This window comes from Pedobacter sp., from assembly GCF_046462515.1.
Taxonomy (GTDB): Bacteria; Bacteroidota; Bacteroidia; order Sphingobacteriales; family Sphingobacteriaceae; genus Pedobacter.
Genome location: NZ_JBKGVD010000012.1, coordinates 1 through 14,967 on the forward strand (window position 1 = coordinate 1; position 14,967 = coordinate 14,967).

Sequence of the window (14,967 nt, forward strand, 5' to 3'; positions counted from 1 at the left end):
TAAATTTTATTAATTTATGAAAAAACTTCTACAAAGTTTGTTCATTCTTTTGTTCGTTGCCACCACGGCAATGGCACAAGAAAGAACAATTACTGGTACGGTTACTTCTGCAGAAGACGGGCTGCCTATTCCGGGAGCTTCTGTAAAGATTAAAGAGCAACCTCGCTCTGGAACGGCTACAGGTTCTGATGGAAAATTTGTAATTAAAGCTCCTGCGGGAAGCAAAACTTTAATTATTTCTTCTCTTGGTTATACAGAGAAAGAAGTTGCAATAACAAGTTCTAATTTAATAATCAGCTTAAATCCTGACTCGAAAACTCTTGGGGAAGTAGTCGTTACTTCGGCTTTAGGCGTTGTGAGAAAAGAACGATCGTTAGGAACCGCACAACAAAGTGTAAAAGGAGAAGACCTTACTTTGGCAAAACAGCAAGATTTAAATACAGCATTGGCTGGTAAAATTGCTGGTGTTCAAGTTATGGGCGGTTCTGGCGCAAGATTTGGAACTTCTTCTATTAGAATTAGAGGGATCAATGCAATAGGTGGTGGATCAGATCCTCTTTATGTAGTTGATGGAGTAGTGGTTCCTTCTACAAGTGTTAATATGGATGATGTTGAGGATTTAACTGTTTTAAAAGGTCCGGCCGCCACATCTTTGTATGGGCAACGAGGAGACCAAGGTGTGGTTGTGATTAAATCGAAACAAGCCTCTAAAAAGGGTTTTGGTATAGAATTAAATCATAGTACTACGCTTGAAAATGTAGCTCTTTTGCCTAAATATCAAAATGAATATGGTGGTGGGGTTACTCAAAACTGGAGTACTTTTGTTTATAATCCTGCTACAGATGCACCTGCATTGGCAGCTATGAACGGTGCTAGATATTATAACTACCAAGTAGATGAGAGTTGGGGGCCTAAATTCGATGGAAAACCTTATGCTCCTTGGTATGCTTGGAATAAGTATGATCCTCAATATGCGCAAACTCAGCCATGGGTTTCTCAGCCTAATAACATTAGAGATTTTTATGAAACAGGTGTAGAAACGAATACAAATATAGCATTATCTCATGCTTCTGATAGGGTGAGTGCAAGGGTTTCTTATACTAACGTAAACCGAACAGGTGTTTCGCCAAATACAAGAGCTGATCAAAATCGTTTAAGTTTCAATGGTACTTTTACGCCAATATCTAAGTTGAAATTTGGAGCAAACTTCAATTATAATGTGATCAATTATTTTAATAGACCTGCCGAAGGATATAGTACTCAAACAGCGGGTTCTTTTAACCAGTGGTTTCAAAGAAATATTGAGATTGATAAGTTAAAAAACTATAAAAATCCAGATGGAACCTTTACTACTTGGAATATTACCAGCCCTAGGAACTTATCTCCTAAATACTGGGATAATCCATATGTAGAAGCTTATGAAAATGTGGCTCAATCTAATAGCAATCGTATTTTTGGTTCACTATCTGCGTCGTACAACATTATCCCTGAGTTAACATTAGATTTTGTAGCGAAAGGAAATTATGCTTCTTCTAGAGGAGACAGTCGAGTTGCTTCTGGAACATTAAACTTAGAATCTTATAGCAATAGCCAAAGCAGATCTAGGGAAAACAACTATGTGCTTGATTTATTATTTAAAAAGGATGTAGACAAGTTTTCTTTTAATGCCGGGGCTTATGGTGAATTACGTATAAATTATGATGAGGGTATTAGCGGTAATACGGTCGGAGGATTTACAGTACCTAATTGGTATAGCTTAGCAGCATCAAAAGATAGACCAGGTCTTTCTTCTACTTGGTCTCTTAAAAAAGTTAGAAGTGTATATGGTTTTGGTTCAGTCGGTTACAACAACTTCTTGTTCTTAGATTTAAACATCCGTAACGACTGGTCATCTTCTTTACCTAAATCAAATAACTCATATTTATATGGAGGGGGATCGTTAGCTTTTGTATTTTCTGATTTGCTTCCAAAAAACAATATATTATCATTTGGTAAAGCAACTGTTTCATTTGGTAGAACAGGTTCGGATATTGGTCCTTATAATATTTATCAGGTTTATAGCTCGGCAGGTTTCTATGGAACAAATCCAAGCTTAACTGTTCCAAACCAAATCCCTAATGAAAACCTTAAACCAGCACTTTCAGATGCATTTGAAACAGGTTTGGAATTTAGATTTATAAAAAATCGCTTGCGCTTAAGTGCTAATTATTTTAATCGTAAATCAACAGATCAGATTATATCTCTATCCTTACCTTCAAGTACAGGTTTCTCTTCTGCATTGGTTAACGGAGGTAAAATCACATCTAGTGGTTTTGAATTTACTTTGGGAGGCAACCCTATTAAAACCCAAAGTTTTGTTTGGGATATCAATGCCAACTTTGCAACAAGTAAAAACACCATTAATGAGCTTTATCCGGGTATAGACAATTTTGCTTGGGGTTCATTTGGTTATGTAGGAACTCCACAAATCAGAGTTGAAAGAAGAGTTAACAGACCTTGGGGAGAAATCGTATCTCAAAGAATTAAAAAAGATGCCAACGGTAATAATTTAATTAAAAGTGATGGTTTCCCTGTGTTAGAAGATAACTATAATTTAGGAACATTTATTCCTGATTTAACTGGAGGTTTAACTTCGACTTTCAATTATAAAAACTTTACTGCAGGATTTTCTTTTGACTTCCAAGTAGGTGGAAAATTATTTTCTGTTAGTAGAGGGAATCTTTTTGGCTCAGGCTTAGCTGAAGAGACTGCCGGATTGAATGATAAAGGATTCCCGAAAAGAGATCCTGTTGCAAACGGTGGCGGAATATTGATTCCAGGTGTATTTGAATCTAATGGACAACCTAATAATGTATATATAGATCCTCAGGATTATTATGAAGGCTATATCCCTTATACTTGGGCAGAACAAACTTATGATGCAACTTATGTAAAACTTAGAGAAGTATCTTTAGGTTATACTTTACCAAGCAAACTTGTATCTAAATTTAAAGCTCAAAGAGCATCTATATCGATCGTAACTAGAAATCCTTGGTTAATTTATTCTAAGATTCCTGGCATTGATCCATCTGAGTCTGCAGGTAACTGGATAGAAGGAGGTCAGCTTCCAGGTACAAGAACAATAGGACTTAATTTGAAAGTAACATTTTAATAAAGGAAGAAATGAAAATGAAAATATTTAAATATGCTGGATTGATGGCTATTGGTGTTGCACTAAGCTGTAAGCCCGGTGATTTTGGAGACGTTAATGTGAGCCCGAATTCACCTTCAACCCCTCAAACCTATTTATTATTAACAAATGTAGAAAGAAATATGGCGGGTATAATAAGCTCGGTAACACCAAGATTATATACTCAGCAAAATTCTGAAACACTGTACACATCTGAGTCTAGATACAATACAAAAGTATATAGCTATGCAGCAATATATAACAACCCTCTGGAGGATTTAACCACAATTATTCAGCTTAACACTGATGCTGGAACAAAAGGGGCTCCTAATGTTATAGGGGGAGGATCGAATGCCAATCAGATTGCTATCGCAAGAATATTAAAGGCATTTCTTTTCCAAAATATGACAGATAGATGGGGAGATATTCCATACTCGGAAGCATTGCAGGGTTTATCTAAGCCTACTCCTAAGTTTGATAAACAAAAAGATGTGTATACTGCCTTATTTAAAGAATTAAAAGAGGCTATAGCTCAATTTGATGCAGGAGCAACTGTAAAGGGAGATATTTTATTCAGTGGGTCTATTGCTAAATGGAAAAAATTTGCCAATCAAATTAGAATGAACATGGCTTTACGTCTTTCTAAAATAGATCCTGCTACTGGTAAAACAGAATTTAATGCAGCATTGGCTGACGGAGTATTGACATCTAACTCTGATAATATGTTTTATGCATATTTAGCAGAATCAGCTAATGAAAACAATATGTATAACAATTATAATGTAGCAAAACGATATGATTATACAATCGGAAAACCATTATTAGATTATTTACAATCAAACAATGATCCTCGTTTAGGAGTATATGCAGAAAGAACAGGGCCAAATGTTGGGGGAGTAAATACTGGGCCTTATGTGGGTATGCCATATGGTTTAACGCAGGCACTGGCTGGCGCTTATTCAATAGGCGGTTTCAATCCATCTGGAGTTTTTGTTGGAGGTTCTGTTTCTGCTTTTGGTTCAAAATTTAGACAGCAAAATTCAGCTGTTTCCATTTTTACTTATGCTGAATCTAGGTTTGCTGTTGCTGAAGCTTACAAACTAGGATGGATTACAGGAGCACCTGATGATGTAAATGCTGCTTTAGCCTATACTGACGGGATAAAAGCTTCTTTAAGTCAACATGGTATAACCGATGCTACAACTGTTGCTAATTATTTAGCTCAAGCTGGGGTTGTTTATGATCCCGCTAATGCAGTTAAGCAAATTATTACTCAAAAATGGGTGGCTAATTATATGGGTTATGGTTATGAAGCATGGGCAGATTGGAGAAGAACAGGATTCCCAACTTTAACCCCTTCTCCATATCCACAGAATTTAGGGGGACAAATTCCAAGAAGACAATGTTATACAACAGAAGAAGCTTCTTTAAATAAGGCTAATTACCAAAATGTTATTGCAAGCCAAGGTCCAGATGAATTAAATACCCGAATCTGGTGGGATAAGCCATAATTTTTAATGAATTTAAAATACAAAGGGAGCGTTTTTTAAACGTTCCCTTTTTTTCTTAATTTGATAAAAGATGAAAAAAAACACAATTATATTGCTCGCCTTAATCTTATTTTTTAAAATTAACTCCTACGGGCAAGTTTTTATCAATAATATTGCTGGAGATAAAATTAGAAATACAGATAATTATGAAGGAATCTTAGAATCTCCTTATTTTCTGGATCAATGGGTTAATGGAGAAGTAATCTTTGAATCAGGCAATAAAGCTAAAATTGATTATTTAAAATATGATATGATGGCTGATCAGTTAATATTTACAAATGAGAAGAAAGAAGCAGAATTAAACTTTAAAGAGCCTGTTAAGGCATTTAGCTTAAGGGGGCTTTTTTTCCAGAATAATTTTCCATCATATGGAAATTATACTTCGAAAACCTATTATCAAATAATAGCTAATGGAAAATTAACACTATTAAAAAAGATAGATGTATCTATAGGAGAACGAACAAGGGCAAATATGCCTACTGAAAAATATTTTAAACGCATTCCTTTATATTTTATTTTCAAAAATAATAGTATCCATGATATTAAGATATCCGCTAAAACTCTTTCGGAAGAGTTTGGAATTGATATTAGGAAAGTGCAAAGCATTATTAATGAAGGCAAATTTAATTTGAAGAATGACACAGACCTAAAGAAACTATTTGAGGAATATTTAAATAAGGAATAAAGATTGACATCATTTTTATTCTCCTATGTGAGATATTCTTTGTTCAAAATGGAAAGATAACTGATGTTAAGCTAAATGATCGCTCTGTTTTAGACTATCTGAATTCTAATGATGCGAGCAATTATGTTAAGGAAAATAAATTAAATCTTAAAAAAGAGAATGATATTATCTCCTTATTGAGAAATAAATAGAACAATAACAAATTACTTTAACCCATTTCAAAAATTGAAATGGGTTTCTTGTTTGGGTTAATTTAATATGAAAAGGAACAGGCTTTACATGCCCTTTTTTGAATTTATAATCTGTATTGTATTTTTACTTTTTATCTACACTATATTTTCCTGGGCCAATAAATATTAAGCTCAAAAATACAATTCCAAGCTCAATTGCATGAGAAGCCCCTGAGAGTCCTTCTCCTTTTGAGAAATGTACCAATGCAGCAATCAGCATGGTAAATACCAATAGCATATTTACCGGTCTAAAGAATAAGCCTAAAAGCAATAAAAAACCTCCAAACCCTTCAGAAACTGCGGCCATAAATCCCCAGAATGCAGGTATAAAATCAATACCGATCACTTTCATGCTACCCCCAATAGCCGCCCATTTATCAGGGCCTCCCATAATTTTCGGCAATCCGTGAGTCATCATCATTATACCTAAGCCTAACCTCAATAAGATAAGGCCTGTATTACGATATTTACCTAAATTTTCTAAAATAGCCATACATTTAATATTTAAAGGTTACTTTATTTTTTTCTATACTTAAATTTATCATTTTACCTAACACCATCGCTCTGTTATCATTTATATGACCGCTCGGAAAATTAAAGCAAACCGGATAATCATATTCTTTTACCAGTTCCCATATTACCTCTTCTGGGCTCTGTCCAAAAGCAATGCCTTCTTCTCCAAGCTCATTAAATGCTCCAACTATTAAAGCCTTCAGATCTTTTAATTTTCCTTTTCTTTTGAGAGTCCGCATCATTCGGTCTATTGCATATTCATGTTCGCCCACATCTTCAATAAACAGGATCTTATTTTTATAATCCATCTCAGAAACGGATCCTTCAACAGCTAAAAGCAAAGTTAAATTTCCACCTATAAGCTCTCCGCTAATATTGCCTTCTTTATTAGGAAATTCATTTGAATAATTATATACATCAATCTCTCCGAAAAGGGCTTTACGCAAACTTTCTAGGGCTTCGGGTGTACTTTCTTCAAATGTATAAGGCATTTGTCCGTGTATGCTTTGTGTCTTTAAATCTGCATACAGATGTGAAAGCAATACTGTAATATCACTAAAGCCTATAATCCATTTAGGATTTGCTTTAAATAAGGTAAAATCAAGCTCATCAATTATGCGAATGGTTCCATATCCGCCACGCGCCGCAATAATTGCTTTTATTGAGGTATCATCTAAAAATTGCTGTAAATCTTGAGCTCTTAACTGATCAGTTCCTGCAAACTGATGATGGGATGCTGTTACAGATTGACCTATAACGACTTCAAGTCCCCAACCTTGAAGTATACTTATTCCATAATCAATAGGTTTTGGAAGTTTCTTTGCAGGGCAAACAATTGCAATTTTATCGCCCTTTTTTAAATATGCTGGCTGCTTAATCATTTTGAAAACAATATCTTTGCAAAATAAAAAAATAGTTTTGGATAATAATAAATTTAAAAGATATACGGTTACGGCTGCCTTGCCTTATACCAACGGACCTGTACATATTGGCCATTTAGCTGGTGTGTATTTGCCCGCCGATACGTATGTGCGTTATTTGCGTGCCAATAAAAGAGATGTTAAATTTATCTGCGGATCTGATGAAAACGGGGTTCCTATAACGCTTAAAGCTAAAAAAGAAGGGGTTACACCACAAGAAATCGTAGATAAATATCATAAAATAATTGGCGATTCATTTAAGGAGTTTGGCGTATCTTTCGATATTTATCATCGTACTTCTTCATTAACACATCATCAAACAGCTGAAGATTTCTTTGAAAAGCTATATAATGAAGGAGTATTTACTGAAGAAATCACAGAACAATATTACGATGAGCAGGCGAAATCTTTTCTGGCAGACAGATATATTACGGGAACTTGCCCTAAATGCGGCAATGAAAACGCTTATGGTGATCAATGTGAAAGTTGCGGAAGCTCATTAAATGCTACCGATCTTATTAACCCAAAATCAACCTTATCCGGGCAGCCACCTGTTCTAAGACAAACTAAAAACTGGTTCTTGCCCCTTGATAAATATGAAGATCAACTGCGTACATATATAGAAAGTCATAAAGAGTGGCGCCCAAATGTATATGGACAATGCCAAAGCTGGCTTAATGCAGGCTTACAGCCAAGGGCAATGACCCGTGATCTGGATTGGGGTGTAAAAGTTCCGGTTAAAGGAGCTGATGGAAAAGTATTGTATGTTTGGTTTGATGCACCTATTGGTTATATATCGGCCACCAAAGAGCTGGCTGAATATGCTAAATTAGGAATATGGAATCCTAAAGCGGAAGAATATTACATTAACCAAAGCAACTTAACATCTTTTAATTATGAGGATTACTGGAAAAATAAAGAAGCTAAACTGGTTCACTTCATAGGCAAAGATAATATCGTTTTTCACTGTATTATTTTTCCGGCTATGCTAATGGCGCATGGAGACTATATTCTGGCTGATAATGTACCCGCTAATGAGTTCTTAAATTTAGAAGGACAAAAGATATCAACCTCTAAAAATTGGGCTGTATGGTTAAATGAATATCTGGAAGATTTTAAAGACAAGCAGGATGTTTTACGTTATGTTTTAACCGCAACTGCCCCCGAAACCAAAGACAACGATTTTACATGGAAAGATTTTCAGGCAAGAAACAATAATGAATTGGTTGCTATCTTAGGTAATTTCATTAACCGTGTGGTAGTTTTAACTCATAAGTATTTTGATGGTAATGTTCCAACTTTAATGGAGCTTACAACGCACGATAAAGCGGTTATAGAAGAACTTAAGTCTTATCCCGATAAGATCAGCACCTCTATAGAAAATTATCGCTTTAGAGAGGCTTTAACAGAGGTAATGAATGTTGCTCGTTTAGGCAACAAGTATTTAGCAGATACAGAGCCCTGGAAATTGATTAAAACAGACGAAGATAGAGTGCGTACTATTTTAAATATCAGCCTGCAAATCGCTGCCAATTTAGAAATTCTGATAGAACCATTCTTACCTTTTACCTCTGTTAAACTAAAGCAAATGCTGAACTGCGGGGGAAATACATGGGCAGATGCAGGATCTGTTGATTTATTAAAAAGAGGACATAAATTAAATCAGGCAGAACTTTTGTTTGAGAAAATAGAAGATGAAGCTATACAAGCACAGATAAATAAGCTAAATCAAAGCAAAACTGTTAATCAACAGGCACAAAAAGAAGCCATTCCAGCTAAACCTGATATTGAATTTGAACAATTCAGCGCAATAGATATTAGGGTAGCTACTATAATCGCTGCAGAAAAAGTAGAAAAGACCAAGAAGCTGCTTAAATTGACTCTAAACACTGGTTTTGATGAGCGTACAGTCGTTTCGGGAATTGCAGAGCATTATAAGCCTGAAGATATCATAGGAAAGCAGGTAAGTATTATTGTAAATCTAGCGCCAAGAGAAATCAAAGGAATTGTTTCGCAGGGAATGATATTGATGGCAGAAGATAACGAGGGTAAGTTAACTTTTGTGAAAGCGAATGACCAGATGCCTGATGGTGCCATAATAAGATAATTAATTATAATAAAGGCTTATAGTTTCTTGACAAGCAGCCTTTTGCACACAATATACAAAACAACAAATAAGCCGCTTTTAAAGCGGCTTATTTGTTTTATGAATGAACAAGATGTTAAATCTTATGGGCCTGTTCTTACCCAAGTTTCGGTCATACCTCTACCTGCAAAAGTATATCTTATGGTAAATTTACCATTTACAGGATCAATTAAATCAACTCCATCAACTGAAGAAGCTAAAATTGCTCCTGAGAATACAGTAACAGAAGTAATAGAAGTATTGTTACCGTTAAACTGATACTGAGTATAGCCAGAATAAGTATTAGCAGCGTATTGTGTCTGTAATTTATTTGGGCCTATAGTTTCCAATTTAACTCCTGTTTCAGTGAAATCTCCAATATTCGCATCAATAGTACCATAGTTATTGTTAAAACGAACAGTATAAGTACCTTGCCATATACTCTTTAATGGCATGCTGAAAATAACAGCTCCAAAATTTCCGCTGATAGTACCAGTTGATGCTGAAGTAATTCTTAACGCTAAAGCATTTTCTTTAGTAGCGTCAAAAGTATTTGGCTTAACTGATATTTTAAATCTAGCTTCTCTTTGCCCCTTAGGGATAGTAACCGTTGATGGGAATGAATATGAAGTTGCTGCCAATTGAGTAAAATTAGCTCCAGTAACTCCTGCATTATATGCTGTTATCATCGCAGGATCTGCAGCAATATTAACCGTAATATCATTTGGAGCCACATCAGAACCAGCATAATTAACAATGCCTTCAAATTCAGCCGTTGTTGCTGTAGGATCTAATGTAAAAGGAATGTAAAGTGAATAAGGAGCCGATGTTCCTGATTTTATACCTCCAATATTTTTAAACTCAATCACATTTTTGATAGCTCCCGGCGAATCCGGACCTATCATCGTTTTATCTTTTAAACAAGAAGTTAAACTTCCGGTTAAAAAGGCTAAAACTGCTGTATATTTTATAAAATTTTTCATAATAAATTTCTATCTATCTTGCCCAAAATATTTTATTACTATAAACATTAACTGCAGGAACATTTGATGTATTGTACTTAAATTCACTTGTTGGATACTGAATTCTTGTAGGCAATTTGTCTGCAGCAGTTGACTCAGAAACTATAGAAACAAATGTAGTCGTCTTAGTAGTTCCGGTAATTTTTGGATAACCAGTTCTTCTGTATTCGTTCCAAGCTTCATGTCCAAATAACATATTGAAAGCAATATATTTCTGGGTTAGGATAGCTTCTAATTTAGCATCATCTGTAGTGGCTAAATCAAAATTAACCAATGGACTTAAAGTGTTATCTGTTTTGTATGTAGCAAGATCCGTAGTAGGATTTTTACCGGCTGTTGCAGCCCCTGTATTGTCTTTATATAGATATTTTAAAGAGGCAAGAATTCCGTTTTCGAAATTAGTTTTTGCAGTTCCGGTTAATAAACCTCTAACATTTGCTTCGGCTTGTAAGAAATAGCTTTCTGCAGCTAACATTAATGGTTGTCCAGCCTCAGGGCCTTTTAAGATACCTATTTTGCTATAAGTAGTAGCATTGGTTCCTATAAACCACGAACTTGGAGCTAAGCCTCTCCCTGCATCAGATTCCTGGTAACCTAACTGGTTTACAGGAGTTGTTGCACCGTTTTTATAAACAACAGCAAGTCTAGCCGCATCTTTAAGTTTAGTTCCATTATAGAAAGCCATGATAAACGGAGTAACAGCATATTGGCTTGCTGCTCCAACAGCTGTACCGGCATAGTTATAAGCCCATGAATTCCATAAAGGGTTTTGTTTGCCGTTTAATTTTGCATAACCTGGGTTTACAATAGCATCATCAGTAATGAAACCAACTCCAGCATCAAAAGTAGTATTAGCAAAATTAACTTTTCCTGTTCCTTTGATAATTAGCTTCAGTTTTAAGGTTTGTGCAAAAGCAGCCCACTTGGTAGCACTTCCTGCATAAAGAGGGTCGTTTTTAACAAAGAGAGGAGTTGCAGTAGTAACTGTTTTGAAAGTAGCAATTGCCTGATCTAACAGAATAGCGATATTTCTGTAGATATCAGTTGCTTTATCATACTTTGGTTGTAATTTCTCATTACCCAAGTTAGCTTCACTGTATGGAACATCATTATAAGTGTCTACTAATAATGAGTAATTATAAGCCTTTAAAACTTTAGCTGCAGCTTCAAACTCTTTATAATTTGCATTTCCGGCAGAATTCTTCAAAACATATTCAACATCTGTTAAAACATCATATGTTGTAGCCCATAGGTTTGCAAAATTATCTGTTTGCCAGTTGTATGAAATGATACCACCCCATCCACTTACACCTCCACCATTGGCGAAGTACCCTACTTGCTGGCCTCCCATTGAGTTATATGAAGTTGTTGTGCCTGCAGTTAAGCTATTGGCTGTAGAAACAATAGCTGTAGGTAATACCAGATCAACCGTTGCTGCTGTTGCCGAATTGGGATTAGTATTGATATCCAGATCTTTCTTACAAGAAGAAAGAGCAGATACCGCAATAAATAATCCACATATATATTTAATATTTCTTTTCATCTCTATTTCTATTATAAGTTAATCGTTAATGTAGCTCCATAATATCTAGAAGGTGGGGTTTGCGAAAGGTTAGTTAAACCAATAGCGTTACCACTGCTTACACCATTTCCGTCACTGTATTCAGGATCTGTATAAACGTTTGTTTTTGGTAACCAAACAAATAAGTTTCTTCCTTGAACACTAATTTTAGCTCCTTTTATGAATTTTGTTTTTGCTACAACAGAAGCAGGTAGGTTATATGATAAAGAAAGTTCTCTTACTTTCCAGAAAGCTCCAGAAGTAACGTAATTCTCATCTATACCTGTTCTTGGGCCAGAAATAGTCCAGTAACCAGGTCCACCATCTCTAACTGTAATATTTGTGTTTGCAACATAAGTGTTTGTAGCAGGATCTAAATAAGAAGAGTTAGGAATAACAAATCTATCTCTGTTATATGCCACAGTATTGATGCCGGCACCACTAAAGTCAAAAGTACCACCACCAGCATTATAAATAACGTTTCCTGAACGATACTCACCTGAGCCGTATAAAGTAAATCCTTTATAAGAAACATTTAAATTAAGGCCTAAAATATGAGCAGCATTCGCTTGTCCTAGGATGCTTAAACCAGTAGTAGCTGATGGATAACCGGTAAATCTATTTACAATGATTCTTCCTTGGTTATCACGCACGTGAGTTTTACCTTGGATTACAGGGAATTGTTGACCAGCTACTGCATAAGAACCTACAGTTCCACCGTAAGCACCTAAAGTTAATTGATTTAAATCAGCACTGATATAGTCAACTGTATTATCATAGTGTGAATAGTTCGAACCTACTGTAACTTCCCAGTCTTTTGTTCTTAAAGGAACTACAGAAAGTGATGCTTCAATACCTCTAGAACTTGTTTGACCTGTATTAGTTAAGAAAGAAGAGAAACCTGTTGCACTTGAAACACCTGTTGATACAGTTTGATCTTTTGTTTTAGTATCATAGTAAGTAAATCCAACATTAACTCTGCTTTTGTATAAACTGAAGTCAGTACCAATCTCCCATTGAGTAGTCATCTCTGGTTTAAGGCTAGCAGATACCAATTGATTATCTACAGAAAGTCCACCAATTCCATTATATGGATATCCTGCAGCTTGTGAGAATGTAGGAACTAAGCTATAAGCACCAATATTAACTTGTCCAACTTTAGACCAACCTGCTCTTAATTTTAAGAAATCAATTTGTTTAATGTTTTTAATGAAATCTACTGCTTCACTAGCTACGAAAGATAATGTTGCACTAGGATAGAAGAATGATCTGTTTTCCGGAGCTAATACAGAAACCCAGTCATTACGTCCTGTTAAGGTTAAGAATAAATAATCTTTATAGCCAATATCTAATTTACCTGATAAGCCATAAGATCTAGTTAATGAACTAGATTCACTTGCAGTTGGATTATTTAAACTGTTACCTAAGTTGAAAATACCGGCAGTTACAAGACCGCTAACAGAAGCGCTTTCATTTTTAGCCTGTCTTTGGATCAATTGCCCTAATACAGTTAAGTCAAATTTAAAGTCGTCTACTTTTTTCTGACCGTGTACAATGAAATCACTAACAATATTAGTAGTGTAGCTAAAGCTATCTGTAACACCACCTAAGATATTTTGCTTTTTGTACTCACTTGATCCAGCTTGGTTAGCATAGAAAGGATCGAAGATAAAAATATCTGAGTAACTTTTTGTTGAAGCATTTTGTGTAGTCAAACCTAAACGACCGGTGAAATCTAACCACTCTAAAGGTTTGTATTTTAATTCTGAACTACCAACAAAATAGTCATTTCTTGTATTTTGTCTGTAGTTATCTGCCATAAAATAAGGGTTATTATAGTATGCATTAAAATATCCATTTGGACTTGCATAGATATCGTTTTTCCAATCTTTATAGCTTGTTAAAGGAACTTGTCCGGGAGCATTTAACAAATAGTTATAAATATTACTTGTTTGTGTAGTAATATCATATCTGTTTTGAACATAGTTAACACTATAATTAAAAGTTAGTTTATCAGAAATTATTCTTGTACCACCTACCCTAGCAGTAGCACGGTTAAATTTATCACCAGGAGTAGTTCCTTGAGCGGTAACAAATTGTGCTGCAGCATACATACTTCCTTTTCCGGCACTTCCTGATGAAACTGAGAAATCAGTAGCATTGGTATAACCAGTATCCCAGAAATTATATTTTGCGTTAGTCCAAGCATAGGGAACTCTTTGAAAAGATCCATCAGGGAATACACGGCCAATAGGTCTAACAACACCGTCAAATGCAGGACCATATTGTTGGTTTTCTATTGGGTTGTAAATCTGAACGTCATTATCAGAACCCGAACCGAATTGTTTTTGTAATTCAGGATAGAAAGATACCTGCTCAAGAGTCAAAGTATTTGAAACCTTGATATCAAATCCATCGCCTTTTCTACCTTTTTTGGTAACGATAATTAACGCCCCGTTTGATGCTGCAGAACCGTATAACGCAGCAGCACTACTTCCGTTTAGAACGGTAAGGTTTTCAATATCATCAGGATTAAGATTTCCTAATATAGAATTAGGAACGATAACGTTATCAATAACGATTAAAGCCTCGTTATTACCTGTTAAAGATCTCATACCTCTTAGTACCACCCTGTAGTTAGGATTAACACCACTACCCACACTCTGAACATTTAAACCAGCAACTTTACCAGCTAAACCAGCAACAACGTTAGTTGGTTTAGCAACTGTAACAGCGTCATTAGAAAGAGTAGTTTGATTTGCTCCTAATTCTTTTTTACGAGCAGTTAAACCACCTCCAGAAACAACAACCTCATTTAAGATCTTTGTGTCAGGATTTAAGGTAACGTTCATTACAGAAGCAATTGAAACTTCTTTAGTTTCATATCCTAAAAAAGTAAAAACAAGAGTTTTCGCAGATGAAGGTACTTTTAACGAGAATTTACCGTCTCCGCCTGTCTGCACAGCTATATTTGCAGAACCACTAACTCGTACCGTTACACCCGGAATCGGAAGGCCATCGTCAGAAGCCTTAACAACACCAGTAATTGCCCTTTCTTGTGCCATTGCCGTGGTGGCAACGAACAAAAGAATGAACAAACTTTGTAGAAGTTTTTTCATAAATTAATAAAATTTAGGTTAGTTAATAATTAATTAATAGGCTAATATAAATACATTCAAGATGTAACACAAA

9 protein-coding genes are annotated in these 14,967 nt (G+C 35.3%); 4 read left to right on the forward strand and 5 right to left on the reverse strand.

Annotated features, from left to right (window positions below):
* The first annotated feature begins 16 nt into the window (after window positions 1-16).
* The 3 genes from ACLHG9_RS15950 to ACLHG9_RS15960 all read left to right on the forward strand — a co-directional run bounded on the left by ACLHG9_RS15950 (window position 17) and on the right by ACLHG9_RS15960 (window position 5,404).
* Complete coding sequence (locus tag ACLHG9_RS15950) at window positions 17-3,151, forward strand: SusC/RagA family TonB-linked outer membrane protein (protein ID WP_410222499.1); 3,135 nt, start codon at window positions 17-19, stop codon at window positions 3,149-3,151.
* A gap of 17 nt (window positions 3,152-3,168) precedes the next feature.
* Window positions 3,169-4,680, forward strand: a complete 1,512-nt coding sequence (locus ACLHG9_RS15955) for a SusD/RagB family nutrient-binding outer membrane lipoprotein (protein ID WP_410222500.1) — start codon at window positions 3,169-3,171, stop codon at window positions 4,678-4,680.
* 70 nt (window positions 4,681-4,750) lie between these two features.
* Complete coding sequence (locus ACLHG9_RS15960) at window positions 4,751-5,404, forward strand: hypothetical protein (RefSeq protein ID WP_410222501.1); 654 nt, start codon at window positions 4,751-4,753, stop codon at window positions 5,402-5,404.
* A gap of 315 nt (window positions 5,405-5,719) precedes the next feature.
* Here ACLHG9_RS15960 and ACLHG9_RS15965 read toward each other — a convergent pair whose 3' ends face one another.
* Window positions 5,720-6,127, reverse strand: a complete 408-nt coding sequence (locus ACLHG9_RS15965) for a DoxX family protein (protein WP_410222502.1) — start codon at window positions 6,125-6,127, stop codon at window positions 5,720-5,722.
* 4 nt (window positions 6,128-6,131) lie between these two features.
* Complete coding sequence (locus ACLHG9_RS15970) at window positions 6,132-7,028, reverse strand: LD-carboxypeptidase (RefSeq protein WP_410222503.1); 897 nt, start codon at window positions 7,026-7,028, stop codon at window positions 6,132-6,134.
* A gap of 37 nt (window positions 7,029-7,065) precedes the next feature.
* Here ACLHG9_RS15970 and metG point away from each other — a divergent pair, with 37 nt between their 5' ends.
* Window positions 7,066-9,174, forward strand: a complete 2,109-nt coding sequence (metG, locus tag ACLHG9_RS15975; protein ID WP_410222504.1) for a methionine--tRNA ligase — start codon at window positions 7,066-7,068, stop codon at window positions 9,172-9,174.
* A 122-nt stretch (window positions 9,175-9,296) separates the two neighbouring features.
* Here metG and ACLHG9_RS15980 read toward each other — a convergent pair whose 3' ends face one another.
* Genes ACLHG9_RS15980 through ACLHG9_RS15990 form a run of 3 tightly spaced genes read right to left on the reverse strand, consistent with a single transcriptional unit; the run spans window position 9,297 to window position 14,840 of the window.
* Window positions 9,297-10,175 (reverse strand): DUF1735 domain-containing protein, encoded by an 879-nt coding sequence (locus ACLHG9_RS15980; protein ID WP_410222505.1) that lies wholly within the window; start codon window positions 10,173-10,175, stop codon window positions 9,297-9,299.
* 13 nt (window positions 10,176-10,188) lie between these two features.
* On the reverse strand, window positions 10,189-11,757 hold the full coding sequence (locus ACLHG9_RS15985; protein WP_410222506.1) for a SusD/RagB family nutrient-binding outer membrane lipoprotein: 1,569 nt from the start codon (window positions 11,755-11,757) through the stop codon (window positions 10,189-10,191).
* A gap of 11 nt (window positions 11,758-11,768) precedes the next feature.
* Entirely contained in the window at window positions 11,769-14,840 is a 3,072-nt protein-coding gene (locus ACLHG9_RS15990; RefSeq protein WP_410222507.1) for a SusC/RagA family TonB-linked outer membrane protein, read from the reverse strand.
* Between the last annotated feature and the right edge of the window lie 127 nt (window positions 14,841-14,967).

Bases quoted from the DNA above. Each gene is read 5' to 3' on its own strand.
- ACLHG9_RS15980 (WP_410222505.1), bottom strand. From the start codon at position 10,175: ATGAAAAATTTTATAAAATATACAGCAGTTTTAGCCTTTTTAACCGGA.
- ACLHG9_RS15955 (WP_410222500.1), top strand. From the start codon at position 3,169: ATGAAAATATTTAAATATGCTGGATTGATGGCTATTGGTGTTGCACTA.
- ACLHG9_RS15960 (WP_410222501.1), top strand. From the start codon at position 4,751: ATGAAAAAAAACACAATTATATTGCTCGCCTTAATCTTATTTTTTAAA.
- ACLHG9_RS15965 (WP_410222502.1), bottom strand. From the start codon at position 6,127: ATGGCTATTTTAGAAAATTTAGGTAAATATCGTAATACAGGCCTTATC.
- ACLHG9_RS15970 (WP_410222503.1), bottom strand. From the start codon at position 7,028: ATGATTAAGCAGCCAGCATATTTAAAAAAGGGCGATAAAATTGCAATT.
- ACLHG9_RS15985 (WP_410222506.1), bottom strand. From the start codon at position 11,757: ATGAAAAGAAATATTAAATATATATGTGGATTATTTATTGCGGTATCT.
- ACLHG9_RS15950 (WP_410222499.1), top strand. From the start codon at position 17: ATGAAAAAACTTCTACAAAGTTTGTTCATTCTTTTGTTCGTTGCCACC.
- ACLHG9_RS15990 (WP_410222507.1), bottom strand. From the start codon at position 14,840: ATGGCACAAGAAAGGGCAATTACTGGTGTTGTTAAGGCTTCTGACGAT.